The following is a 23,604-nucleotide window of genomic DNA, read 5'->3' on the forward strand; positions in this document are numbered from 1 at the left end:
CGGTTGTGATCGGCCTGCGCACGGTACTCACACAGGGGGTTGCTCTTGAACCAGTTCTACAAGAACCTTGCACTTTGGTTGGTTATCAGTTTGATGATGATTCTCCTCTTCAATCTGTTCAACAAGCCGAAGCCCGCTCAGGAAAGGCTCAACTACAGCGAGTTCGTGACCGCTGTTGATGCCGGCAAAGTGGCGTCGGTCATTATCCAGGGGAACGATATTATCGGCAAATTTTCCGACGGTAAGGAATTCAGAAGCTTCAAGCCTGCGGATGCCAACCTGACGCCTAAGCTTCTGGAAAAGAAGATCGCTGTTTCGGCACGGCCTGACGAGGAGAAATTTTCCTGGTTTTCGATCTTTATCTCCTGGTTCCCGCTGATTCTTTTGGTCGGGGTATGGATCTTTTTCATGCGCCAGATGCAGGCCGGCGGGGGTAAGGCGATGTCGTTCGGCAAGAGCCGGGCAAAGCTCCTCACCGAGGCGCAGGGTAAGATCACCTTTGAGGATGTGGCCGGCATAGAAGAGGCCAAGGAGGAGCTGGAAGAGATCATCTCCTTCCTCAAGGACCCGAAGAAATTCACCAAGCTCGGCGGCCGGATCCCGAAAGGGGTGCTGTTGATGGGGCCTCCGGGTACCGGCAAGACCCTTCTGGCCCGAGCGATCGCCGGCGAGGCCGGGGTGCCGTTCTTTTCCATCTCCGGTTCCGATTTTGTCGAGATGTTTGTCGGCGTCGGCGCCAGCCGGGTTCGCGATCTTTTTGTCCAAGGCAAGAAGAGCGCACCCTGCATAATTTTCATCGACGAAATCGACGCCGTGGGGCGGCATCGCGGTGCCGGCCTCGGCGGCGGCCATGACGAGCGGGAGCAGACCCTGAACCAGCTCCTGGTGGAGATGGACGGCTTTGAATCCAACGAGGGTGTTATCCTGATTGCGGCCACCAACCGGCCGGACGTGCTCGATCCGGCGCTGCTCAGACCCGGCCGGTTCGACCGTCAGGTGGTGGTGCCCCGTCCCGATGTCAAGGGCCGGGAGATGATCCTCAAGGTGCATGCCAAAAAGGTTCCCCTGTCGCCTGAGGTTGACCTTGAGGTGATTGCACGGGGAACCCCCGGTTTTTCCGGCGCCGACCTCTCGAACGTCGTCAACGAGGCCGCGCTGCTGGCAGCACGCAAGAACAAGACCGTGGTCGAGATGATCGATTTCGACGATGCCAAGGACAAGGTCCTGATGGGTGTGGAACGCCGCAGCATGGTGATCTCCGAAGAGGAGAAGAAGAATACCGCCTATCACGAGGCCGGCCATACCCTTGTGGCAAAACTGATTCCGGGCACCGATCCGGTGCACAAGGTCTCGATCATCCCGCGCGGCCGCGCCCTGGGCGTTACCATGCAGCTGCCGATCGAGGACAAGCACAGTTACACCAAGGAATCGCTCCTTGACCGGATTGCGGTCCTCATGGGAGGGCGTGCCGCCGAGGAGATCATCTTCAACAGCAAGACCACCGGCGCCGGCAACGATATCGAGCGCGCGACCGAAATCGCCCGGAAGATGGTGTGCGAGTGGGGGATGAGCGATAAGATGGGGCCGGTCACCTTCGGCAAGAAGGATGAATCGATATTCCTCGGCCGCGACATGGCGATGCATAAGAACTTCAGCGAAGCCACGGCAGTCGAGATCGACAACGAGATCAGGCGCATCGTGGACGAAAACTATAGCCGGGTAGTCAAAATGCTCGGCGATCAGGTCGATCTGCTGCATAAGCTGGCAAAAGAGCTGATCGAGAAAGAGAACCTGACCGGCGACGAGGTCGAGCGGATCGTTAATCCGGTAATTGCTCCGCAACCCGTTGTTGAGGCTCCGGCAAGCGGGGCTCCGGAAGAGTAATGCCGGTTCCCGGTCAGGCATGGAGGCTGGCCCGCCGGTCTGTCAACCTTGCCGGCGCCCCCTGCATCATGGGGGTGCTGAATATAACCCCGGATTCATTTTCGGACGGCGGCTCCTTTCTGGAGATCGATCGGGCGGTTGACCGGGCGGTGCAGATGGAGGGCGAAGGTGCCGATATCATCGACATCGGCGGTGAAAGCTCCCGCCCGTTTGCAGAGCCGTTACCAGAAGCCGACGAACTCAGCCGGGTAATACCGGTTATCGAGCAGCTGGTCCACCGGCTTTCAGTACCGATTTCCATCGACACCTACAAGTCCGGTGTTGCCAGAGCGGCCCTGGCTAGCGGCGCGGAAATTGTGAACGACATAAGCGCCATGACATTCGACCCGGGAATGGCAAGTGTAGTGGCGAAATACGAAGCCGGGGTCGTTCTCATGCATACCCGCGGCAGGCCCACCGAGATGCAGACCGACACGGCCTATAACGATATTGTAGCAGAGCTGCTTTCATATTTTACCGATGCCCTAGGGCGGGCGGAGATGGCAGGGATATCACGGGATCGCGTCGTGCTTGATCCGGGCATCGGTTTCGGCAAGGATATCCACGGCAATCTGGAGATCTTGCGGCGTCTCAGGGAGTTTGCCGTTCTCGATCTCCCCCTGTTGGCCGGCACCTCCAGGAAAAGATTTATCGGGACTGTTCTCGACCGGGGAGTGCAGGAGCGTCTCTTCGGGACGGCTGCCACGGTCGCTGCCGCTGTTCTGAACGGTGCAGCGGTTGTAAGGGTTCATGACGTCAGTCAGATGCGTGATGTTGCGGTCATGGCGCAGGCGATACGTGACGGATACACCCCTCCGCATAATGCTTGACTACCTGTATACTCGTTTGTCAACTCTTGTCCTATGCCGGTTATAGAGGGTTCCATGACCGAGATCACGGGAGGAACCAACTGGTTGCTGCACCTCCTCGATATATTTCTCGTCTCTTTCATTATTTATCATTTCCTCCTGCTGCTGCGGGGGGGCGGGATCGCGCTCCGTCTGCTGTTGTGGCTGGCTATCGCTTTTCTGGTCTATCTCGGCGCCAGAATGATCGGTCTGGAATCACTGGGGTGGCTGCTTGAAAGTGTTTTCTCGATCAGCTTGCTGATCGTGGCAATTATCTTCCAGCACGATATCAGGCGCGCCCTGGTCAGCCTGAGCCGGGACCGGGACCGCCATCTGACCCGCCAGGACGATCTGACCGAACTGATCGATGAACTTGTCATTGCCGTGGAATCGATGTCCGCAAGGCGGATCGGCGCGCTGATAGTCCTGGAACGGGGGATGTCTCTGGATAACTTTCTCGCCGTGGGGACCGACATCGACGCCAAGGTGACCAGCGAACTGCTGACTTCGATCTTTCTCCCGTATTCGCCGATTCATGACGGCGCCGTGATTATTCAAGCGGGGAAACTCACCAAGGCGGGCTGTTTTCTCCCCTTGTCCCAGAACCATGAACTGGGCAAGAGCCTCGGAACCAGGCACCGGGCAGCCATCGGACTTACGGAAATAGTCGATGCCGTTGTCATAATCGTTTCAGAGGAAACCGGCCGGGTTGCCATTGCCGGTAACGGCAAGATCAACGAAGATCTGACCGGCGCAACGCTGCGCAAAGAGCTGAAACGTTATCTGATTGCCAGGCGGCCGCAATGAACCTGCCGGATTTCATCGCCAACAACCTGTCGCTAAAGATCGTGTCCCTGGTGATGGGATCGCTCTTCTGGCTGTATGTAATGGCCGGCAAGGATGCCGAAACCAGGGTGCAGGTGCCGGTCGTCATGATCAATCTCGATAGCGGGCTGACCATCGTGGACAAACCGCCGGTGGCGCTCGATGTGGAGCTGCGCGGCAGCAGATTGTCACTGATGACCTTGCGGAAGGATTCGTTACGGCTGATTCTCGACATGGCCGGGGTTCGGGAGGGAAGCGTCTCGTTCACCAACCTGGATAAGACCCTGATCAGCGACAGCAGGATCCGGGTCACCCGCATCTATCCGGCACACATAGAACTATCCCTGGCCAGGCTCGCGCGTTGACCTGGCGTCAGGTTTACCTCTGGAGGTGTTTGTTATGAAAAAACTCTTTGGAACCGATGGGGTTCGCGGGGTGGCAAATGTCTACCCCATGACATCGGAAATGGCCATGCAACTTGGCCGTGCTGCTGCCTATATATTCAAGAACAGCCTCCGTCGTCACCGCATTGTAATCGGCAAGGATACCCGGCTTTCCGGGTATATGATCGAAAACGCCCTGATGGCAGGCATCTGCTCGATGGGGGTGGATGTCCTGCAGGTCGGCCCACTGCCGACCCCCGGGATAGCCTACATAACCTCTTCGATGCGTGCCGACGCCGGAGTGGTCATCTCTGCTTCGCACAACCCGTTCCAGGACAACGGCATCAAGTTCTTCTTCAAGGACGGATTCAAACTCCCGGATGCCATGGAGCTGAAGATGGAGGAGCTGATCTTTTCCCAGAAGATCGATTCGCTCCGCCCGATCGCCACCGAGGTCGGCAAGGCATACCGGATCGAGGATGCGATCGGCCGTTACGTGGTGTTCCTGAAAAGCACCTTTCCCAAGGAACTCGACCTGTCCGGCATGAAGATTGTCCTTGATTGCGCCAACGGCGCGGCATACAAGGTGGCGCCTGCCGTGTTGAGCGAGTTGGGGGCCGAGGTGATAAAGTTCGGGGTACAGCCCAACGGCACCAATATCAACGACGGCTGCGGCTCGCTCCACCCCGAGGTGATCAGCGAAGCGGTCAAGGAGCACCGCGCCGATCTCGGCATCGCCCTGGACGGCGATGCCGACCGGGTCATCTTTGTGGACGAATTCGGCAACGAAGTGGACGGCGACCATATCATGGCGATCTGCGCCAGTGACATGCTGAAACAGAACATGCTCCGGAAGTCGACGGTCGTGGCCACGGTAATGAGCAACATGGGGCTGGACATTGCGGTGAAAAAGGCGGGCGGCAAGGTGGTAAAGACCGCGGTCGGGGACCGCTACGTGGTTGAGGAGATGCGCAGGGGAGGGTACAACCTCGGCGGTGAGCAGTCCGGGCATATGATATTCCTGGACCACAATACCACCGGTGACGGCATGCTGACGGCGCTGCAGGTCCTGGCGATCATGCGGCGTACCGGCAAGACCCTCTCCGAACTTGCCCAGGTAATGACCCCGCTGCCGCAGGTGCTGGTAAACGTCAGGGTTGCCGAGAGGCAGGATATCATGACCATCCCGGAAATCGCCGCGCTGGTCAACGATGTCGAGGCAAAACTTGGGGATGAGGGACGGATCCTGATCCGGTATTCCGGCACCGAACCGCTCTTGCGGATCATGATGGAAGGGCAGGACAAGTACCAGATAACCTCATGGGCCAAAGAGATTGCGGCCCTGGTTGAAAACAAGCTGGGAGGGCATTGATAGCATGGCGCGCCTCGGAGTAAACATCGATCATGTAGCAACCATCCGTCAGGCCAGGGGAGGCGCGGAGCCGGACCCGGTAGCTGCGGCTGCCATTGCCGAGCTGGCCGGCGCCGACGGCATCACCATTCACCTTCGCGAAGACCGGCGGCACATCCAGGACCGCGACCTGAAGATCCTCCGCCAGACGGTCAAGACCCGTCTCAATCTGGAAATGGCCGCAACCCAGGAGATGATAACGATTGCGCTTGCCACTAAGCCGGACTGCTGTACCCTGGTCCCGGAAAAGCGCCAGGAACTGACCACCGAAGGCGGGCTTGACGTGCGGGTCGCCATGGAACAGATAACCGAGGCGGTGGAGCGGCTTCAGCAGGGGGGGATAACGGTCAGCCTGTTCATCGACCCCGACCCGGACCAGGTAAAGGCGGCGAGCAAATGCGGGGCCGACTGCATCGAGATCCATACCGGCAGCTACGCGGACGCCCCGGACTGGAAGACGGAAGACCGGGAGCTGACCCGAATCGAGAACGCCATCAAGCTCGGCCAGAAACTGGGGCTCGGCATCAACGCCGGCCATGGCCTCAACTACTCGAACATCAAACGGATCGCAGCCATCGGCGGCATCGAGGAGTTCAACATCGGCCATTCCATCATCTCCCGCGCCGTTCTGGCCGGGCTGGAGCGGGCCGTACGCGACATGGTTGCCCTTATCCAGTACGCATGACGAATCCGGCAAAAGTCCATCTGCTGCGTTACGCTCATCCCACGTCGTTGCGACGTACCTTCCAGGTACGCCTCACTTCTCAGGACTCGCAAGCCTTGCATATGGAGTTTTTTCCGAATCCGCTTGGTAATAAACCGACATGAAGATACTGGTTACTAACGATGATGGAATCAATGCCGTCGGTCTGGCGCATCTGGCCGAGGCGATGGCGGAGATCGGCGAGGTGGCAGTGGTTGCCCCTGATCGCGAGATGAGCGCCGTGGGTCATTCGCTGACCCTGCACCATCCGCTCAGGGCGCATTGTCTGGGCGAGCGGCGTTTTGCGGTTGACGGCACCCCGACCGACTGCGTCAATCTCGGTATCCACAGCCTGCTCGATTTCACGCCCGACCTGGTCGTCTCCGGCATCAACCGCGGCGGCAACCTCGGTGACGACGTCACCTATTCGGGGACTGTCTCGGCAGCGATGGAGGCGACGCTCATGGGGATACCGGCCATTGCCGTATCGCTGGTCACCATGGCTGACGGGGAAAACTATCCATCGGCTGCCAAGGTAGCGCAGGAAATCGCCCGCAACCTGTTAAGAAACGGCCTCCCGGTCGATACCTTCCTGAATGTGAATGTCCCGGACCTGCCGTACGATCGGCTCGGGAAAACCTTGGTCACGATCCAGGGGAAGAGGCGCTACGACGGCACCATCGTGGACAAGGTCGATCCGCGGGGGCGGAATTACTACTGGATCGGTACCGCAGATCTCAAGTTCAACGATATCGAGGGGAGCGACTATCATGCCGTTTCCCGGGGGCATGTCTCCGTCACCCCGCTGCACCTTGATCTCACCAATCACTCCTCCATCCCCAAGATTGCCTCCTGGTTTTCCGGGTAACCGCGTTATTGCCCGTTGTATCCCGCTTCTGCTGGACATTTTCCTCTGCCTCTGGTATAAATTTGCCGCGATTGGAGCGCACCCGTGATTAACTTCGAAATATCCAGAAAGCGGATGGTGGAAACGCAGCTGATCGCCCGCGGCATAGCAGACCAGCGGGTCATCGACGCCATGCTGAAGATCCCGCGCCACCTTTTCGTTGAAGAGGCTATGGCAACCAATGCCTACAGCGATTCGCCCCTGCCGATCGGAGAAAAGCAGACCATATCCCAACCGTACATGGTTGCCCTGATGACCGAACTCCTGAATCTCTCGGGAGGTGAGCGGGTCCTGGAAATCGGAACCGGCTCCGGCTATCAGGCCGCAATACTGGCAACGCTCGTTGATCGGGTCTATACGATCGAGCGGTTCCGGCCGCTTGCGTTGAGGGCCAGAAGGGTTCTGGACAGTCTGCATCTGCTGAATGTGAACCTCAAGATCGGCGACGGCAGCGTAGGCTGGCCGGAAGAGGCGCCATTCGACGCCATAATTGTTACTGCCGGCGCCCCGGATATTCCGGCCCCGCTCCTCCAACAGCTGAGCGTGGGTGGCCGGTTGGTGATCCCGGTAGGTAATCAGTTTGAACAAGTGCTAAAGCGCGTAACCAGAACTGCCGATGGATTTCAGAGTGAGCAATCTGTCGGCTGCCGATTTGTAAAGCTTGTGGGAAAGGCAGGTTGGGGCATTGAAGAGTAAAAATCTGCATCGCACGAGCGGAGGTTCCATGGATAGGGATGATCTGATCAAGGAGATTGACGACGACTCAAATACTCCTCCGGAGATTTTTCTGGAGGCAGAGCCTGATTCCTTGGAGTTCGAGGCTGAAGAAGCCGAGGATACCGAGGAAGCGGAAGAAGAAGAGATAAAGGTTCCCGAGGTTGAGCACTTTGATGACGCGATCAAGCTCTATCTGCGCGAAATCCAGAAGACCAAGCTGTTGACCGCCGATGACGAGAAAGAACTGGCGGCAAAGATTGCCAAGGGAGACAAGGCAGCCCGGGACCGGATGATCGAATCCAACCTGCGACTGGTGGTCAAGATTGCGAAGCGTTACATCAACCGGGGGCTCCCGTTTCTCGATCTGATCGAAGAGGGGAACATGGGGCTGATCAAGGCGGTAGAGCGGTTCAAGCTCTCCAAGGAGTGCCGGTTTTCCACCTATGCGACCTGGTGGATCAGGCAGTCCATCGAGCGGGCGTTGGTGAACCAGTCGCGGACCATCAGGCTGCCGGTGCATGTCTCCGACGATATCAACAAGATGCTCCGGATCACCCGGGAGCTGATGCAGAAAATGAATCGCGAACCGTCGGTCAAAGAGGTGGCGACGGTTATGGAGGTGAACTCCGCCTATGTCCGCCGGCTGATGGTCCTGCTCAAGAAGACCTATTCCATCGAGCGTCCCATGGGTGAGAACAGTGATTATTTCCTGATCGACACCATTGAAGACACCTCGACCATCTCCCCTTCCGCCCTGCTTGAAGACAAGAACAAACACGCACTGGTGCTGGAATGGTTCGAGACCCTGTCCGATAACGAAAAAAGCATCCTGGCCAAGCGGTTCGGCCTTGACGACAAGGAGCCGGAGACCCTGGACACCATCGGCCGGAGTGTCGGCGTTACCAGGGAGCGGATCAGGCAGATAGAGGCAAAATCTCTGGAAAAACTGCGTAAAATGGCCGAGGCCACGGAATATAAATCGTAATTTTAAGGAGCGGATCGATGGACGAGTTGAAGAACATCATCAGGGATATCCCCGACTTTCCCAAAAAAGGGATCATTTTCAAGGATATCACGACTCTCCTTGCCGACGCCAAGTCATATCAGCGGATGATCGACCTCATTTCGCACCGTTATGTCGGTCAGCATATCGACAAGGTGGTCGGAGTGGAGGCCCGCGGTTTTATCATCGGCTCGGCCCTGGCCTACAAGCTCGGCGCCGGGGTGGTCCTGGTCCGCAAGCCGGGCAAGCTCCCGTCCGAGACGTTCAAAAAGAGCTACGAGTTGGAGTACGGCACAGACTCCCTTGAGATCCATACCGATGCCATCAAGCCGGGGGAGAAGATCCTGATCGCCGACGACCTGCTGGCCACCGGCGGTACCACCGCTGCCGTCGTGGATATGGTGAAGAGCATGGGGGGCGACATCGTGGAGTGCTGTTTCATGGTCGAGCTTTTGTTCCTGGAAGGGAAGAAGAGGCTCCCCGAAGGGAAGGTTTACTCGCTGCTCCAGTTCTGACGCCATGCCTTACCAGGCACAAGAACCTTGCAATTAACGGTTCCGTGCGGTATAAACAAATTTCATGTCCCCGTAGCTCAGCAGGATAGAGCATCTCCCTCCTAAGGAAGGGGCCGGACGTTCGAATCGTCTCGGGGACGCCAATAAAAACAAGGACTTAGCCAGCTTCGGTTAAGTCCTTTTTATTTTGTAATTAATTCAGTTGTACTCTAGTTGTACTTTTAATCCCCGCCGTTAAAAAAAGAGCTACCCATTTTTTATAAATTGCGCTAAAAAGAGTAACCCATTTTTCGATGGGATATCCCGATGTTTATCGAGTGAGGTAAGTTTGCATGGCCAGACCCAAAAAGCAGTTACTTGTCAGCGGTGACGATAGTAAACCCAATACTTCAACACTTGCACCTGAGGAATCGGTCAGGCAGAGGATTATTCACGACCTCAAAAAACTTGGATGGGGTGATGGTCAACTTAGGTGGAAACCCGAATGGCCCATTCCCGATACTCCTCACGACCTGACAAAGAGAGAACGAGGCCAGAAGTATGCAACGTGCGGAAGTGCCGATTTAGTTGCTTTTGCTGACGAAAGCGGCCAATGGCATGCTTTGCAGGTCATATTTGAATTCAAAGCCCCCGATATAGATAAGGGGCGGTCGCAGCTTATCCGCTATCTCAGTAATGAACCGATGGCGAAAATGGGTTTTTGGACAAATGGCTCAAGAAGTCTAGCCGTCTATAAACGCCATCAATCCGACTGGGTGTTTGTTGAGGGTGCATCTCTTCCTCACCCCGGCGACGATCTAACCCAGCCCCCTGATTCTCCCCCTACATGGAACACTTTACGCGTCCCATCAGAGGTTGAACTTGCTGGGGCACTCCGTCGTCTTGTGGCTACAACTGTCGTCGGGGATACCAATGTTAATCGAAGAGAAGATCAACTGCGGGAATTAATCCATGTCCTACTTGTAAAGCTCGACAGTGACGCATTTGCCAGCAGGTCAGCAAACCGAGATAAGCCGGTGAACTTTCGCATCTATGGCGACAACGTAACAAAAGTTGCTATCACAGCCAAAGCAATCCATGAGCAATTTAAGGAATATTTCAGCCAGCAAAGAACAAGGATTTTCAATCCCAACGACCGTGACCAGATATTGCTAACAGATGAAACTGTTTTCGCCGTGGTTGCCGAATTAGCACCGTTCAGGATACTCGGGGACGATGTTGATTTGTTGGCAAAGGCCTTTCAGATCATAAGAACATCGGCACTCAAAAGCGGAGAAGGACAATATTTGACCCCCTTGCGGGTTGTAAGGCCAGCAATAATGGCGTTAGAGATTACATCTCAGGACAAAGTTATCGACCCTGCTTGCGGAACGGGGTCCTTTCTTGTCGAGGCTCTAAGGCAGGTAGCCAAAAATGAATTTCCTGCTGAAGATGAAGCGTGGAATTTGATTAAATGGGCCAACGACAACCTATACGGGGTTGATAAAGACGATATAGGCGTGAAACTTACGCGTGCAATTATGGTTGCAATGCGGGACGGGTCCACCCATGCGTTACTTGGCGATGCGGTTAGGGTCAATCAGTGGTTCCAGAAATTTCCGAAGTTGGGGCAAGAACTAGGGAAGCAAGAACCACCATACGTTCACGAGCAATTTACTGTTGTTGTAACAAATCCCCCTTTCGGTTCAGACCTCAAAGTCAAAGCTGCCGATTGTAAAGCAGCGGGATATACAATATCGATTGCGGCTGCAATGCGTGGCGCTGATGATCATGCGGATCTTGAAATTGGTCTTGTATATCTGGAACTCGCCCATAGGCTGTTACGAACTGGGGGGCGTGTAGGTATCGTTTTGCCTGAGACGTACTTTTTTAGCCACTCCTACAGGTGGTTGCCGGGGTGGGTAAAGGATCGGTTTGAACTCCGAGGTATGCTGAACATCCCTATGGAGGCTTTTGAGGAATTCTGTCGGGCAAAGACGAATTTTTACATCCTCGAAAAAGTAGGAAACGGCCCCGCAAATACCCAACCCAGTGCAGATACGGAGAATTGATAATGGCTATAAATAAACCATCATGGTTTTCAAATGACAAGATTATGGTGTCAACCGCCCCTACCTGCGGACTGACAAAAGGCGGGAGGCTTCTTCCGAAGATTGATCATGCTTCTGGGATGCGGATTCAAACCACCGACCCAGATACGGGGGAGAGTGTCGATGCAATCGATGATGCACTACTTGATGACATGGTTGCTTTAACTCAAGGAGAGACAACAAATACCCTCCGTTTTGTTGATAGCGCGGAAGTCAGCCTTAGTTGTGCGGTTCCCGTTTACTATGATCAAAGGTTCAACAAGCAGTTTACAGATGCCCTAGCTACCCCCCGATTTTCCGGTTATTCTAGTGCAACCCTCGGGGAATTACTGGGAGAGGATTTGATTACTATAAGGGGTGGGCATGGTTCACCATCTCATGACCAAAGAATCGGAGAGGTTCCTTACATCAAGGTTTCAGATTTGAGGGCTGGTTTCGTGAATATCAATCCGACAAATAGGGTGCCCCTGTCTGTCGCGAGAAAATTTTGGCATGGGGAATCATCAAACCTTGAACCGTATGATCTACTTTGTCCCGAGAGAACGTCAAAAAATATCGGCGATTTTTGCGTCTTGATGCCTGGTCAAGAGCGGGTCGTATTGACAAAAGAGATCATAATTATTCGACCAGGCCCCGAAGCGGACTTCGATGTATTTTATTTGCTTTGGGCATTGACTTTGAAAATTGTCAGAGATCAATGGAAGCGCATCGTCTTCATGCAAACAAACAGGGAGGATGTGGGAAAAAGGTTTTTGGAAATCAGAATACCGATCCCATCGAGTAGAGAAGAGGCTGATAAGGCCTCAAGTGCGTTTCGCAATTACTATCAGTCGATTTCTACCGCGAGGATAGGTTTAGCTGATTACCTTAAATCTGTCGGTGACCACCATTTTTACGTTGCAGGTGCAGACGAGCTTACTGACGAGCTTATCGAGGATATTGACGAAGGACTTGCTGAGGAGTTGCCGGAAGGTGATAACGAGATGGATTGACTTGAATATCAGCCTATCGTTTTCAGATAGGCCGCTTTGATCTCCTCAGGTTGTATGCCCAAGTAAGCGAGGGTTTGTTTCTGGGTGGAATGATTAAACATCGTCATCAGGGTTGGAATATCGGTTCCGTGAATGGTCCTGTGAATATAACCGAAAGTCTTTCTTAGCGTGTGGCTGCCATAATTCCCCTTGAGGTTTACCGCATCACACCACCCTTTAACTAGGCTGTTGAGATAAGGAACTGAAAGGGGTTTCCCTCCCTTCCTCGACTGGAAAATAGGTTCATCGTCTCCGGCCTCCGGCATGGTATCGAGTAAAGCCCGAACCGAATCATAAACTGTAGTATTGATGGTTATGTTTCGGGGTTTCCCCGTTTTCTTTTCTTTGGTGGTGAAGTGGTCGCCGGGTGAAAGGTGCTTGACCTGTCCAACTGTAATTTTCAGAAGGTCCGACGCTCTGAGGTTGGTATTTATCCCTGTGATGAATAGGGCAAGGTTTCGGGGATGGTCGGCCAACAGCTTTTTGATGTTCTTGATGTCCTTCACGTTTCGGATCGGGTCAACCTTGATATTGTCGCCAATTTTGGGATGATTGAGAGCCGCCATTTTTCACCCTGGAAATATAAAGTTCTGAGGTAATATGATGAAAACTTTATATTCATTTTGAGTGAATGTAAAATGAAAAAACGATAAAACCCGTAAATCCTTTGTCTATAAGGGTCTACGGGTTTCACCGAATGTAAACTTTTAGGCTATAGTTGGGATTCAGAGGGGGAAACGGCCCTCATACAAAGCCGTTTCCCCCTATCTCCAACAAGGCCCCATGCCCTGCCGGATTTCTTACCGTAACGACTCTTTGAAGGCGTCCAACCCATTATCAGAGATGAAGGCCGTTTTCTCCCCTTCAGTCATCTTCATAAACGCCGCCTTGTCGGGGTCGCTCATAGAATCGAAGATGGCCCCCAACCCCTCCGCTTTGGCGATATCCGCCGCCGCTGACTTCATAAAGCGTTCGGAGGTTGTAACGCTGTCCTCAAAGATCCCCGCGACGTTCAAGGCTTCGATCTTATCGGGGAGGGCCGTTTCCTGATAACGGACTTTCGCCAACTCAACAACCGGCGCCGGGATAAGGGGAAGGATTGACCCCTCCAAAGCAAAGAGGATGGAAGGATCACCAGCCGCGACCGTTGACCGTAAAAGGGCTGTTCTCTCATCAGGGGGTAATGTGGACAATTCCCGCCTGATCTCCTGCGCCCTCAATAGGGCGATAAGTTCCGCCGTCTCGCTCTTATGGGTGGCGGGTCGGCTTGCCGTTTCGATCTCCTGCAGGATGGTTCCGGTTCTTGACTTGTAGGGATGGGCCGCTTTATCGAATTCGGCCTGTAGGTTGGTGAAGGCCTTTTTCATAATCTCCTGCTGATCCTTCAACCGTTCTTCCGGCTTGAGGCGTTCCGATACCTTCCCCGCCGACTCTATCGCCTGCCGAAAGTTGTTGAAAGCGTAGGCGAGGGAATTATGAAAATCGAACAGGCTTTCATTTATGTCGCTGTTCCGACTGATAAGGCCGGGGTGAATCTTCTTTAATACCTCTGCGGGTGTCGGCATCAGTTGCCCCCTTTTGCGCCGTTGGACTTACCGAGTGAAGCGGCGTTCTTCCGTTTGGTGGCTTCGGTCTGTGCTTTGAAGGCGTCCCGGTCGTTCGCTGCATCGGGGTTGCATTTGGGCGTCATGTCTGTTCCGGCTTTGTTCATGGCTGTACTCTCCTTTTACTGTTTGGCCCATGGTATCCCATGGGGTTGGTTGTGAAAGTGCGTTAGGCGTTAAATGCTCGCGTCGGTCTGCGGCAATCCTTAACCGTCAGGAGGTAATAATTATGGGTTGGGTTCCCTTCGGCCTCGATCTGTGCCGCCCTCAACCCTTCGGCATCCCTACAGGTGATAACCCGATTCGGCTTAAGGGGTTCCGACCCCTTCGCCAAAAGTTCTAAACGGCTGATGCGTTCCTTAATCCCCATCCTTAAAAATCCCCCCTCAAGAATTGCTGTAGGCTGATCCGGTCAAGGTAGATTTCCCCTTCTTCGTCCTGTTCTGTTCGGGATGCGTCCCAATCAGCCTCTTTCGCCGCTCGTTGCTCCTTCCTCCTCCATCTCTCATGAGCGGATTTGATAAGGGGCAATCGTTCGGCTTTGGTCATGGTTTGGGCTCCTTCAACTTCTCTTCCAGAGCGTCAAGCCGTTGTTCGATCTCGCCTTGCTCAATCATGCGGGTCATGTTGGCGAGAATGTAGATAAGGCTTGTCCCGTCCTTCATGCTGATTGCCCCGGTTCGGGCGTCCCGGTACACTCTCGCGGCTTCGGCTAACGTCTTTTTTACTGTGAATAACCTGCCGGGGCGGGGTATACCCCTTTTGATTTGTCCTGACATATTAATCATTTACCTCCTTTCCTTGGCGTTTAGCGGTTAATAAAAAGGGCATTCTCTGGCCGGTTATGCCAAGGAAATGCCCTTTCTAAAGTTCTAGTTTTTATTCGATTGTGGTTAACAGCTAACTGGAATTAGTCGATTATCGCTCCATCACGCAGACAAGCGGCAATTCCCAGCTCATCCGTTGCCCTCCGCCCTTCGGGACTCGATTTATATTCCTGCCATGCTTCCCAGCCGCTCCATTCTGGATCGTCTTTGGTAAGCTCCCTGATGGTTACCCCTTCGCCGACGTGCCACGACCGTTCATACTGGAACACGGGGCCATCCAGCACACGAAACGGTTTCCCCTCTGGAAGATCCCAGAAGAGGCAGACGAAGCAGGCCCCGCCGTCTTTGTGTCTGAATACAAAATCTGCGGCTATCCTGTCGCCGTTACGATAAGCTATCAAATAGGGTCGTTTCATGTTGATAGGCCTCCTTTTTGTTTCCGCCTTAGAGCTGGGTAGTTTCCACTGGAAACCTTAAGAGGTTTCCGTGGAAACTTTTACTACCTTTTCTATGCCTGAGTTTCCATCGAAACCACAGTTAACTTATTGTATCTGTTATGGTTTCTCCCCTCTAGTTTCGTGGTGAGTTTCCACCGAAACCAACCGAAACTAGAGGGGCAAAAGTTTCGGGCCTAAAAGGCTGATTCTGGAAGGTATCTCTCAACCTCTTCCAGTCCCTTTTTAGTCAACACCAACGCCGATTTTTCGATATAACCGGTACTCCGGGCAGCCTGGATTCTTTTGCTGATCTCACCTTTAGACCCCAAATCTCCAGCCTCAACAATATCTTTCTGTGCGGTTGGCTTCGCATCCCGAATGAACGCCATGATATCGATTATCTTGGGAATTTCCCGCTGGTGCTTCATCACCCATTCAAAGACGCCATCTCTCACCTGCAAGCATTCAACCGGGAGATTGAAAGGGTCGGGTTTTTTCCCTCTGCATTTCGTAAACTCGATTGTGAAGCTGGCTCCCTCTTTCCGGCCACCGTCGTCTTTGGTCGGACTCAATTTGATGGTGGTATCAAGCAAATCCTCACGCCTTGATGCTCCCCGCTGGTCGCCGCTTTTTCCGCTGTGATGGACTAGGACAACTGCAAATCCTTTATGGCGTAAGCTGGTCATGAACTTAAGCAGGCTTTCAATGTCATTGTTGCTGTTCTCATCCCCTCCCGCCGTCATGCTGGAAAGGTTGTCGATGATGATCAATTCCGGCATTAGGCCTTCATCACTCAGTTCCACCAACAGAGAATTAATGCGGGCTTGGTCCTCATGGCTGTTCAAGTTAATGGGTTTGCCTTCTCTGTATAGGGTTTCCGAGGGGATGATATTTATGAGGGTGTCAAAACCCTTGTCCACGGTAGGGGCACGTGACAAAACCCGTCAGAATTGAAATACGGATGCCACTATTTTAACCAACTGATTTTACTATATAAAATAAAGGGGCTTAGGAATGAGTGACAAAAAACTTACTTTTGATGATGTAATTCAGAATGACTATGCAATGATGATGAAAATTATGGATAGAATACGAGAAAAGGAAATAAAGGTAAACGACTACGTTATTAACCAGTTGCAGCTTATCGCGGGGTTGGTAGGGGTCAATATTGAGGATATATTTGATGAACGAGTTGAGGGTAAAGGCAACTATAAATTGAAATAAGACCGATTTTGTGATATTTAATTTTACCGCACAAAAACTGGTACACAAATTAGTATACAATATGCATTTCAGGGTTAGGTTTTAAAGGTTTTTGCCTTCAGATTTTAAAGTTTAAAAAAGCTAGGAAAAAGACCAAACAAGCGGAGCGGATAACGATTTTGTCCCCGTAGCTCAGCAGGATAGAGCATCTCCCTCCTAAGGAGAGGGCCGGACGTTCGAATCGTCTCGGGGACGCCATTATGATTAACGCCAATTAACCTATTGAGTTAATTGGCGTTTTTATTATAAAATAGCATAAAATCGCTTAGTGAGCCAAGCTAATGCATTTATATGAACAAGGGGTGGCAAAATGGATGAAAATAAACCAAACAGCCATAGCCGAAAAAAGAAGATTCCAAACCTTCCACCGTATTTGACTAAACGTGGCAACCGTTATTACTACCGACGGCACATTCCGAATGACCTATACAGACCACCACGGACAAGTTTTATCCTGATTTCGTTTGCCTGTTGAATGACGGCAGGTATCTGGTCGTTGAGTACAAGGGAGAAAACTTGTGGTCAAATGAGGATTCAAAGGAAAAACGGAATCTAGGGTACTATGGGAGCAACGCAGCAACGGAAGCTGTCTGTTTATTATGCCAAAGGGTAAGGACTTGGCGACTATCGCCGCGAAAATGCGAAAATTTTGATATAATTTTTTTGGGGGGGATTCCTTTGAAGAAAAAACTTCTTTTAATGCTAATCGGGATAATTGCCGTTCAAATTTGCGGGTGTTCTTCACGGAGGGTTAGACATACAGACCTTCCACCAATAACGTGCAGCAATAAAGTTAATATCACTTCTTCTGAGGAACAAACCGCCTATTCAAAAGATTTTATGGCAAATTATATCAAGGGCAGTATCGATTTTATAATAAAAGATAATGCTAACGGTTATTTAGATGTTAACTCTGGAGGTTTCATAAATATTCCACAACCAGACTACGACTCTGAACTTGATGAAAAATCCAATAACTCGCATGGTAAGCTGAACGGCAATGTGCGATTGAGGTCTTCTAATCCTAATTTTACTTTTCAAACTGGTTTTGATATGGAATATGTCAGTGAATACAATCTGGATGCAAATGGAAACATGAACTTAACATTTAATGTTATTGAGGCAAGTTCATTGAATCCACCACCAAATTTGGTCATCAGTACCATTGCCCCAAGAAATTCACCAGGACGGATTACTCCCAAAAGTACGGACTTATTCTTGCTATACAACTTTAATTATCTGAAATTGAAAAAACTTATTGAAGATGTTTGCAGCAATTTGAAGTCATTTTAATGTTGCGGACGTAAATATTCCGCGCTACCCAGCCAGCCCACACCAATGAATTTATTGCAACTGAAAGAGATAAAAGCTGATTCTATATCTCAAAATAAATTAAACCGCTTCGCCCGTTTCGTGCCGCGAAACACCCAATTCACGAGAAACCATATACTCTGGAATTTTTTTGTATTTTGTGGTATAAATTCAATAGATTTAATCAGTTAGGTAAGAATTCAAGGCTAGCTAACCCCGCACCAATCAAGCCTTTTCGACTGTCCCAAACACTGTGACAAGCTAGTGTAATATCATAGGGCTTGTGTCGTAGTTATTACAGTTAATCTATTTACGTTTTTTCAAATGTTAATTGGTGTAATTTGTGTCCGGGACCGGTCGTCTCGGGGACGCCAGTAAATAAAGGGTCTACAGGTTTTTGCTGTGGGCCCTTTTATGTTGTGTGTTGCATATGGGTTGCAACTAAGTGGTATCCCTCTTATTATTTTCTCTCTTGCTCATCATCAATCTGCTGGTAAATTTTGCTATGACACGTTGAGTCAGAGGATGTCGTAGGCGATGCCTTAAGAGGAGGAAGTGACAGTAAACAGTCCAATGAAGAGATGTGTAATAACTAAATTCCCCATGATATCTATTTATTCATACCGGAATAAACATTTTTTCAAGCAAAAATGGAGGTGGAACATGAGAAAATCCTTGATCATCCTGTCTGTATTACCGTTGTTGGTTTTTCTGATTTCCCCTGTAAATGTAATAGGTGCGGCATTAACCGAAAAAATACTCCCTAAGAATCCTCCCCAACGCACACTCATCAAGAAAATAGCTCCCATGATTACGGTTACAACTCCTAAGTTAGGACAAACCATTAGGCATTGCGAAGGCGAAACTTTTACATTCTATTGGGATTATTTCGGTGATGTCGGGAGAACGGTCAACATTAAACTCACTAGTGCACTCCCTATCAGAACAATCGCGACTGCTGTACCAATGCAAGATGGACACGGTAGCTATGAATATAAGATTCCTGTCGGCTTTGGTTGGGGAAAAGGTGGGGGAGGCATATTTAATGTCATTATAGAGGCTAGTAACGGCTCTGCCAAAGGGACAGGAGGGAAATTAGAGACTCAACCTGCTGGGAACAAAGGTTGTATGAACAAATGAGACAAATGATATGAAACTGGCAGAAACATTGATATAAAGGGCAGATAATCTCGGTGGCGTATTCCGTTTTGGCAGAGCAATCCTCCATCCCGGCCTGATTTACTCCAGGTTCTGCTACTTCTTGATCATCTCGATCTCCAGGGTGATTGTTATCTCATCTCCCACGGCAACCCCACCTGTTTCCAGGGCCTTATTCCAGACCAGGCCGAAGTCCTTGCGGTTGATCTTGGTGTTGGCGGTGGCACCGCGACGAATAGCACCCCAGGGGTCTTTGCTCTCCTTGGTCGGCCCTTCAACATCAAGAACGACTTGTTTGGTTATGCCGTGCAAAGTCAAGTCGCCCGTGACTTTCAATTTGTCCTTACCGGCCTTGGCCACCTTTTTTGATACGAATGTCATTGCTGGATATTTTGCGACATCGAAGAAGTCGGCGCTGCGTAGATGCTCGTCGCGTTTCTGGACATTGGTGTTAATGGAATTGGCATCAATGCTCACTTCTACTTTAGATTTGGTGATGTCTTTGTCGTTAATCTCAACAGTGCCGGTATGCTTGTCGAAACTGCCTTTCACGTTCGATACCATCAGGTGTTTAACCTTGAAACCGATATTGGAGTGATCGGGGTCGATGGCCCAGGTTGTGGCGAAAGCAAAGGCTGGAAGGGCCAGGGCGATAATGGCACTGATCGATGCGATAATTCTTTTCATAGTGTTTCTCCTTTTGTTGTAAAAATAGTTTGATGCTGAACTATTTGCCTAAAAAAATGCCGCTGACTTACGACACTCCTTTCATTCCCAGTTTTTTACACAATTGACCAAGCAACTCTTGCTCGTTATCGTTAAGCGATGCCATTTCCGTAACTATTGCTGCTTCAACATCCGTGAACACTTTGGCAATCAGATCTGTCCCGGATTCTGTAAGGTAAATGGTAAGATAACGGCGGTCCTTGTTGTCGCGCTCTCTTCTTACCAGATTCTGTTTTTCAAGGTTGTCGATCACCAGTGTGATGTTGCCGGTGCTCTTGAGGATCTTGGATGCGATGTCGCGCTGGCATAATGGACCTTTATGGTATAACGCTTCCAGCACGCCAAACTGGCTTATGGTCAGCTTTGGTTCTGCCAGGACGCGATGCACCCTGCTGGTGACCGATTCTGCCGCCCGCATCAGCTTGGTGTAGGTGTTCATGGCTCTATATGTTTCATTTCCTGCAGGGTTCATTTATCTGCCCAATTATTTCAATGTTGCATAGCTTAATATTAAGCTATATTGTTCAGCTGTAGCTGTCAACCATAATATTCAGACCCTCAGCTTTTTGCTGTAACCTCTTTATTTTTATGGCGTAGTAAAATTCATGATTGCAATTTTTTAGAATATCATCGATTTTGTCTATCTTGATTTCTGTAAAGTGAAACTTCTAGCCGGGATACTAATCTGTTTATAGCTCCTCGACAATGCCGATATGAAAATAGAGGTTGGCATTGACGCAATTCCCCATCCATTGCTTGGTTTGTATCTATCCAAATACACCCTAATGCGTATCGCATATGAGTGCCCAAGCACTCTTACAATATGGAAGTAATAGGTCCCTATTTGAACAATCCCAAACATCTCTTTACGCCTTACGAAATATTCGTAATTGCAATTCTGGCCTTTCTTCAATTTACCGTCATTCTTGACTTTATGGTTTTGTCACCTCTCGGGGCCATTCTCATGCCAGGATTAGGCATTTCAACCTCGCAGTTCGGGTTGGTGGTTTCAGCTTATGCGTTCAGTGCCGGAGCATCAGGTCTGTGCGCAGCCGGATTTGCCGACAAATTTGATCGTAAGAGGATGTTGCTGTTCTTCTACGTGGGCTTCGTCATTGGCACTCTCTTTTGCGGTATCGCCAATAGTTATTTGCTGTTGCTCTGTGCAAGGGTCATCACGGGGATCTTTGGTGGCGTAATTGGGTCCATATCATTTGCGATTATAACCGACATCTTCAAGATGGAGGTGCGTGGCCGGGTGATGGGATTCGTACAGATGGCTTTTTCAGCCAGCCAGGTACTGGGTATTCCGCTAGGACTTTTCCTTGCAACCTATTTCAACTGGCAGGCACCGTTCCTGATGATTGCGGCAATGGCGGCACTGATCGGAGTTGTCATCGCCTTGAAACTGAAACCGGTTACTGCCCATCTCAAAGGGAGTCATGACAAAGCGCGTTTCATCACCTCTGGCATACCGCATCAAACCCATTCTATATCCGAGGTTTCATTGCGACGATGCTGCTTGCTACGGGAGGATTCATGATCATGCCTTTCAGTAGCGCATTTTTGGTGAATAATGTCCTCATCCCGGAAACCCACCTGTCGCTGATTTTCCTGATTACAGGGGTTGTTTCCATTTTTACCGGTCCACTATTGGGGAGACTGGCTGACAATATTGGCAAGTACCGTTTGTTTGTTATAGGCAGCCTTCTGTCGATGCTAATGGTAATAATCTACACCCATCTCGGACCTGTTTCGATTTGGACTGTAATAGTGACCAATGTTTTTCTCTGGATAGGCATATCCTCTCGAATGATTTCTTCTTCCGCGCTTATATCCGGCGTGCCTGATATGAAGGACAGAGGGGCATACATGGGTATAAACTCAGCCACCCAGCAGGTTTCCGGAGGCGTTGCATCTTTCGTTGCGGGCCTCATAGTTTATCAGCCGGCTCAAAATGGACCATTGCAGCATTTTGACACTGTTGGCTATGTCACGGCCTGCACTATGCTCATTACTCTTGGCATGATGTTCTTCATCGAACGGCAGGTATCAAGGAAATTGCATGTCGCCAATGTTTGAGTTAGTGTCACTTCGAAGCGTTTTCTGTCCCGTGCCTAAAGAGATTTCAGATACTCCACCAGATCGTTTTTCTCAGCATCACTCAGCCCCAAATCCCCGCCTGGCAGGTTGGTATTGTAATGATTTACGACATCCAGTAGCGTAGCAAACCGCCCGTCGTGGTAGAACCCGCCTTTGGTATGCGTCCAGAGTCCCTTGAGAGGTGTTGTCCGGTAGCGCTCGTCCGGTGACCGTTTTGCCTGGAAATCGTCGTTCAGGGCAGTCAAACCGATTTCCGCCGGTGTGTGCATGTTCCAACCAGGTTCAGTGAAGAGTGGGGGCACATGGCATGTGGCGCATTTTGCCTTGCCGTTGAACAGGGTTTTCCCGCGCCCTGCGGCGACTGCGTCAAATGAGCCTGCCGGTGCCGCTGGTGCCGGGATGGCGAGTTGATACGTTTGCAGCGCTGCGAGTTTCGGGGTGATCAGGTCCTCAGCAGGGGGAGTCTGCCGCACATTGCCGAAACCGGCACGGGCTGCAACAGGGAACTTGACCGCGTCATTCAAGCGAGGATCGAAGAAGGTCCCTTTGCCGTGCATCTCCAGGTTGGCGACAAAGGCGTTCCAGTAGGTGACCGAACCCCAACCGGTTGAGGTATGTAGGTTGACCCCAGCCAGGCCGAAAGCGGGAGGAATCAGGGTCGCGGACGACCCCAGTGCTCCGCCCGGTTTGGCGGCCTTGCCGTCCAGAAAGAGCTGTGCATCGAACTTGCCTGGCCCCCATCCGTTCAGAACTGCTCGAACCGTGGCGTCATCAACCCCCAGGAGGGCCGTCACGGCGCTCAGATCAGGGGAAAGGTTCACGATGGCCCCCACATTGAGGTCGCGGTTGGCCCAACCGTCAAGGCGGTGACCGATGCCGGGGGCAAGCGCATCGTCAACCGTGGAGTGGCAGAGGGCGCACTGAATGCCGATCGATTTCATGCTTCCGTCAGTGTTAAAGAAACCGGTAACCCCGAGGACTGCATTCAGCTTGAGCAGGGCCAAGGTGTTGGCAGGGGCATCTAGATCGAGGGTTCCATTCTTGATTTTGGTGACCAGGTCAGCTGGGAGGGCATCCAGATCGACCTTGAGCCCCACGGCAAGGGCGGTCTTTGGGCTTACTCCTGCCCCCACGCCGCCGAAACTGCTCCCCTCGATCGCCTGGTGGAGTTTGAGGGTGTCCCCCCAGAAGGCCTCATCCCCAAAGGTATCGAAGCGGAACGTCTGCTTCCCGGAATCTATCATCAACAGCGCATTGTCCTTTACGGAGTCTCCCGTACCCAGTTGTCCGGCATTGCTCCGATTGTTGGTGCAGCCAGCAGCTGTAAACAAGAAAAGCACGAACACAAGGCAAAAACTTTTTGAAATACATTTCATAGGGGCCTCCTTGCTACGTCTCTTTGTTCCGAGTTTTGCTTCTCAAATCACTAAGTTCTGATGGATGCCGATGTATTGAGATAAAATAAGTAGTTAATAAGCAAGCAGCAGAGATTGATCTGATCATACCATGTCAAATTAAGTGCATGGCAACGATTGTGCCAGAAAATACCTTCGGATGGTCTGGTTGTAATGGTTTGATTATGTAGGGGAAAAGATGAAGAGTGGTTATAATGTGTGTGCATCTCAGGATGCAATAATTGTATCCTGAGTGCCCTGCTGTGTTGGATTGTGAATGTCGCATAATTAACTGAATATGCTCTTTCTAAGCGGTTCCGGTGAAGGAATGTTGCCAGCAATAATTGTTGCTGACATGTGGACAAATTGTGTTGCATGGCTTTTTCAAAATGATCGAAATAGGCCGGAGCAAGAATAATTAGTAT

Annotated in this window: 27 protein-coding genes and 2 tRNA genes; 19 read left to right on the forward strand and 10 right to left on the reverse strand. The window is 51.3% G+C overall.

Features of this window, described 5'->3' with window-relative positions:
- Nucleotides 1-45 precede the first annotated feature (45 nt).
- From ftsH to OR1_RS21150, 13 genes are all read left to right on the forward strand, one after another.
- Nucleotides 46-1,884: an ATP-dependent zinc metalloprotease FtsH gene (ftsH, locus tag OR1_RS17910; protein WP_041973849.1), complete on the forward strand. Its 1,839-nt coding sequence runs from the start codon at nt 46-48 to the stop codon at nt 1,882-1,884.
- On the forward strand, nt 1,884-2,753 hold the full coding sequence (gene folP, locus OR1_RS17915; protein WP_041973851.1) for a dihydropteroate synthase: 870 nt from the start codon (nt 1,884-1,886) through the stop codon (nt 2,751-2,753). Before ftsH ends, folP begins: the two co-directional genes overlap by 1 nt.
- Nucleotides 2,754-2,807: 54 nt before the next feature.
- Nucleotides 2,808-3,578: a diadenylate cyclase CdaA gene (gene cdaA / locus OR1_RS17920; protein ID WP_041973853.1), complete on the forward strand. Its 771-nt coding sequence runs from the start codon at nt 2,808-2,810 to the stop codon at nt 3,576-3,578.
- Nucleotides 3,575-3,961 (forward strand): hypothetical protein, encoded by a 387-nt coding sequence (locus tag OR1_RS17925; RefSeq protein ID WP_041973856.1) that lies wholly within the window; start codon nt 3,575-3,577, stop codon nt 3,959-3,961. Before cdaA ends, OR1_RS17925 begins: the two co-directional genes overlap by 4 nt.
- 34 nt (nt 3,962-3,995) lie before the next feature.
- A complete protein-coding gene (glmM, locus tag OR1_RS17930; RefSeq protein WP_041973858.1) occupies nt 3,996-5,351 on the forward strand; it encodes a phosphoglucosamine mutase in 1,356 nt (451 codons plus the stop codon).
- 4 nt (nt 5,352-5,355) lie between these two features.
- Complete coding sequence (locus OR1_RS17935; protein WP_041973861.1) at nt 5,356-6,075, forward strand: pyridoxine 5'-phosphate synthase; 720 nt, start codon at nt 5,356-5,358, stop codon at nt 6,073-6,075.
- 139 nt (nt 6,076-6,214) lie between these two features.
- Nucleotides 6,215-6,961 carry a 5'/3'-nucleotidase SurE gene (gene surE, locus OR1_RS17940; protein ID WP_041973864.1) on the forward strand — a complete coding sequence of 249 codons (747 nt, stop codon included), beginning with the start codon at nt 6,215-6,217 and terminating at the stop codon, nt 6,959-6,961.
- A gap of 87 nt (nt 6,962-7,048) precedes the next feature.
- Nucleotides 7,049-7,696 (forward strand): protein-L-isoaspartate(D-aspartate) O-methyltransferase, encoded by a 648-nt coding sequence (locus OR1_RS17945; protein ID WP_041973924.1) that lies wholly within the window; start codon nt 7,049-7,051, stop codon nt 7,694-7,696.
- A gap of 28 nt (nt 7,697-7,724) precedes the next feature.
- Nucleotides 7,725-8,702 carry an RNA polymerase sigma factor RpoD/SigA gene (locus OR1_RS17950; RefSeq protein ID WP_041973866.1) on the forward strand — a complete coding sequence of 326 codons (978 nt, stop codon included), beginning with the start codon at nt 7,725-7,727 and terminating at the stop codon, nt 8,700-8,702.
- A gap of 17 nt (nt 8,703-8,719) precedes the next feature.
- Entirely contained in the window at nt 8,720-9,235 is a 516-nt protein-coding gene (locus OR1_RS17955) for an adenine phosphoribosyltransferase (protein WP_041973868.1), read from the forward strand.
- Between the two features lie 66 nt (nt 9,236-9,301).
- Nucleotides 9,302-9,378: transfer RNA gene (locus OR1_RS17960), tRNA-Arg, on the forward strand.
- A gap of 189 nt (nt 9,379-9,567) precedes the next feature.
- The gene (locus OR1_RS21145) at nt 9,568-11,286 is read left to right on the forward strand and encodes an N-6 DNA methylase (RefSeq protein ID WP_052440635.1); all 1,719 of its coding nucleotides are present in this window, start codon (nt 9,568-9,570) and stop codon (nt 11,284-11,286) included.
- 2 nt (nt 11,287-11,288) lie between these two features.
- Nucleotides 11,289-12,317: a hypothetical protein gene (locus OR1_RS21150; RefSeq protein WP_052440637.1), complete on the forward strand. Its 1,029-nt coding sequence runs from the start codon at nt 11,289-11,291 to the stop codon at nt 12,315-12,317.
- 8 nt (nt 12,318-12,325) lie between these two features.
- Here OR1_RS21150 and OR1_RS17970 read toward each other — a convergent pair whose 3' ends face one another.
- The 6 genes from OR1_RS17970 to OR1_RS21155 all read right to left on the reverse strand — a co-directional run bounded on the left by OR1_RS17970 (nt 12,326) and on the right by OR1_RS21155 (nt 16,144).
- A complete protein-coding gene (locus tag OR1_RS17970) occupies nt 12,326-12,922 on the reverse strand; it encodes a tyrosine-type recombinase/integrase (protein WP_041973870.1) in 597 nt (198 codons plus the stop codon).
- Nucleotides 12,923-13,156: 234 nt separating this feature from the next.
- The gene (locus tag OR1_RS17975) at nt 13,157-13,921 is read right to left on the reverse strand and encodes a hypothetical protein (protein WP_041973873.1); all 765 of its coding nucleotides are present in this window, start codon (nt 13,919-13,921) and stop codon (nt 13,157-13,159) included.
- The gene (locus OR1_RS22355) at nt 13,921-14,067 is read right to left on the reverse strand and encodes a hypothetical protein (protein ID WP_160295279.1); all 147 of its coding nucleotides are present in this window, start codon (nt 14,065-14,067) and stop codon (nt 13,921-13,923) included. Before OR1_RS22355 ends, OR1_RS17975 begins: the two co-directional genes overlap by 1 nt.
- Nucleotides 14,068-14,332: 265 nt before the next feature.
- Nucleotides 14,333-14,509: a hypothetical protein gene (locus tag OR1_RS22360; protein WP_160295280.1), complete on the reverse strand. Its 177-nt coding sequence runs from the start codon at nt 14,507-14,509 to the stop codon at nt 14,333-14,335.
- Between the two features lie 361 nt (nt 14,510-14,870).
- Nucleotides 14,871-15,203 carry a hypothetical protein gene (locus OR1_RS17990; RefSeq protein WP_041973880.1) on the reverse strand — a complete coding sequence of 111 codons (333 nt, stop codon included), beginning with the start codon at nt 15,201-15,203 and terminating at the stop codon, nt 14,871-14,873.
- 215 nt (nt 15,204-15,418) lie between these two features.
- Nucleotides 15,419-16,144: an AAA family ATPase gene (locus OR1_RS21155; protein WP_052440639.1), complete on the reverse strand. Its 726-nt coding sequence runs from the start codon at nt 16,142-16,144 to the stop codon at nt 15,419-15,421.
- Nucleotides 16,145-16,238: 94 nt separating this feature from the next.
- On the opposite strand from OR1_RS21155, the gene OR1_RS18000 reads away from it, so the two are divergent.
- From OR1_RS18000 to OR1_RS18015, 4 genes are all read left to right on the forward strand, one after another.
- Nucleotides 16,239-16,448 (forward strand): hypothetical protein, encoded by a 210-nt coding sequence (locus OR1_RS18000; RefSeq protein WP_041973883.1) that lies wholly within the window; start codon nt 16,239-16,241, stop codon nt 16,446-16,448.
- A gap of 160 nt (nt 16,449-16,608) precedes the next feature.
- Nucleotides 16,609-16,685 (forward strand) — tRNA-Arg (locus tag OR1_RS18005).
- A gap of 480 nt (nt 16,686-17,165) precedes the next feature.
- Nucleotides 17,166-17,780 (forward strand): hypothetical protein, encoded by a 615-nt coding sequence (locus OR1_RS18010; protein ID WP_152609968.1) that lies wholly within the window; start codon nt 17,166-17,168, stop codon nt 17,778-17,780.
- Between the two features lie 681 nt (nt 17,781-18,461).
- The gene (locus OR1_RS18015) at nt 18,462-18,938 is read left to right on the forward strand and encodes a hypothetical protein (RefSeq protein WP_041973887.1); all 477 of its coding nucleotides are present in this window, start codon (nt 18,462-18,464) and stop codon (nt 18,936-18,938) included.
- A gap of 114 nt (nt 18,939-19,052) precedes the next feature.
- Here the strand turns inward: OR1_RS18015 and OR1_RS18020 are convergent, their stop codons facing one another.
- Nucleotides 19,053-19,643 carry a YceI family protein gene (locus tag OR1_RS18020; RefSeq protein ID WP_041973889.1) on the reverse strand — a complete coding sequence of 197 codons (591 nt, stop codon included), beginning with the start codon at nt 19,641-19,643 and terminating at the stop codon, nt 19,053-19,055.
- A 67-nt stretch (nt 19,644-19,710) separates the two neighbouring features.
- Entirely contained in the window at nt 19,711-20,154 is a 444-nt protein-coding gene (locus OR1_RS18025; RefSeq protein WP_041973891.1) for a MarR family winged helix-turn-helix transcriptional regulator, read from the reverse strand.
- Nucleotides 20,155-20,505: 351 nt separating this feature from the next.
- Here OR1_RS18025 and OR1_RS22600 point away from each other — a divergent pair, with 351 nt between their 5' ends.
- Nucleotides 20,506-21,225 (forward strand): MFS transporter, encoded by a 720-nt coding sequence (locus OR1_RS22600; protein ID WP_202812067.1) that lies wholly within the window; start codon nt 20,506-20,508, stop codon nt 21,223-21,225.
- Nucleotides 21,222-21,764 (forward strand): MFS transporter, encoded by a 543-nt coding sequence (locus OR1_RS22605; protein ID WP_202812068.1) that lies wholly within the window; start codon nt 21,222-21,224, stop codon nt 21,762-21,764. Before OR1_RS22600 ends, OR1_RS22605 begins: the two co-directional genes overlap by 4 nt.
- Before the next feature lie 35 nt (nt 21,765-21,799).
- On the opposite strand, the gene OR1_RS18035 is transcribed toward OR1_RS22605, so the two are convergent.
- The gene (locus tag OR1_RS18035) at nt 21,800-23,029 is read right to left on the reverse strand and encodes a hypothetical protein (RefSeq protein ID WP_152609970.1); all 1,230 of its coding nucleotides are present in this window, start codon (nt 23,027-23,029) and stop codon (nt 21,800-21,802) included.
- 182 nt (nt 23,030-23,211) lie between these two features.
- Nucleotides 23,212-23,604, reverse strand: a 393-nt coding sequence (locus OR1_RS22910) for a hypothetical protein (RefSeq protein ID WP_237754347.1), incomplete at its 5' end; no start/stop codon positions are given.

It is taken from the genome of Geobacter sp. OR-1 (assembly GCF_000813145.1).
GTDB lineage: Bacteria > Desulfobacterota > Desulfuromonadia > Geobacterales > DSM-12255 > Geoanaerobacter.

Bases quoted from the DNA above. Each gene is read 5' to 3' on its own strand.
- folP (WP_041973851.1), top strand. From the start codon at position 1,884: ATGCCGGTTCCCGGTCAGGCATGGAGGCTGGCCCGCCGGTCTGTCAAC.
- cdaA (WP_041973853.1), top strand. From the start codon at position 2,808: ATGACCGAGATCACGGGAGGAACCAACTGGTTGCTGCACCTCCTCGAT.
- OR1_RS17925 (WP_041973856.1), top strand. From the start codon at position 3,575: ATGAACCTGCCGGATTTCATCGCCAACAACCTGTCGCTAAAGATCGTG.
- glmM (WP_041973858.1), top strand. From the start codon at position 3,996: ATGAAAAAACTCTTTGGAACCGATGGGGTTCGCGGGGTGGCAAATGTC.
- OR1_RS17935 (WP_041973861.1), top strand. From the start codon at position 5,356: ATGGCGCGCCTCGGAGTAAACATCGATCATGTAGCAACCATCCGTCAG.
- surE (WP_041973864.1), top strand. From the start codon at position 6,215: ATGAAGATACTGGTTACTAACGATGATGGAATCAATGCCGTCGGTCTG.
- OR1_RS17950 (WP_041973866.1), top strand. From the start codon at position 7,725: ATGGATAGGGATGATCTGATCAAGGAGATTGACGACGACTCAAATACT.
- OR1_RS17955 (WP_041973868.1), top strand. From the start codon at position 8,720: ATGGACGAGTTGAAGAACATCATCAGGGATATCCCCGACTTTCCCAAA.
- OR1_RS21145 (WP_052440635.1), top strand. From the start codon at position 9,568: ATGGCCAGACCCAAAAAGCAGTTACTTGTCAGCGGTGACGATAGTAAA.
- OR1_RS21150 (WP_052440637.1), top strand. From the start codon at position 11,289: ATGGCTATAAATAAACCATCATGGTTTTCAAATGACAAGATTATGGTG.
- OR1_RS17970 (WP_041973870.1), bottom strand. From the start codon at position 12,922: ATGGCGGCTCTCAATCATCCCAAAATTGGCGACAATATCAAGGTTGAC.
- OR1_RS17975 (WP_041973873.1), bottom strand. From the start codon at position 13,921: ATGCCGACACCCGCAGAGGTATTAAAGAAGATTCACCCCGGCCTTATC.
- OR1_RS22355 (WP_160295279.1), bottom strand. From the start codon at position 14,067: ATGAACAAAGCCGGAACAGACATGACGCCCAAATGCAACCCCGATGCA.
- OR1_RS22360 (WP_160295280.1), bottom strand. From the start codon at position 14,509: ATGACCAAAGCCGAACGATTGCCCCTTATCAAATCCGCTCATGAGAGA.
- OR1_RS17990 (WP_041973880.1), bottom strand. From the start codon at position 15,203: ATGAAACGACCCTATTTGATAGCTTATCGTAACGGCGACAGGATAGCC.
- OR1_RS18000 (WP_041973883.1), top strand. From the start codon at position 16,239: ATGAGTGACAAAAAACTTACTTTTGATGATGTAATTCAGAATGACTAT.
- OR1_RS18015 (WP_041973887.1), top strand. From the start codon at position 18,462: ATGAGAAAATCCTTGATCATCCTGTCTGTATTACCGTTGTTGGTTTTT.
- OR1_RS18020 (WP_041973889.1), bottom strand. From the start codon at position 19,643: ATGAAAAGAATTATCGCATCGATCAGTGCCATTATCGCCCTGGCCCTT.
- OR1_RS18025 (WP_041973891.1), bottom strand. From the start codon at position 20,154: ATGAACCCTGCAGGAAATGAAACATATAGAGCCATGAACACCTACACC.
- OR1_RS22600 (WP_202812067.1), top strand. From the start codon at position 20,506: ATGGAAGTAATAGGTCCCTATTTGAACAATCCCAAACATCTCTTTACG.
- OR1_RS22605 (WP_202812068.1), top strand. From the start codon at position 21,222: ATGATCATGCCTTTCAGTAGCGCATTTTTGGTGAATAATGTCCTCATC.
- OR1_RS18035 (WP_152609970.1), bottom strand. From the start codon at position 23,029: ATGATAGATTCCGGGAAGCAGACGTTCCGCTTCGATACCTTTGGGGAT.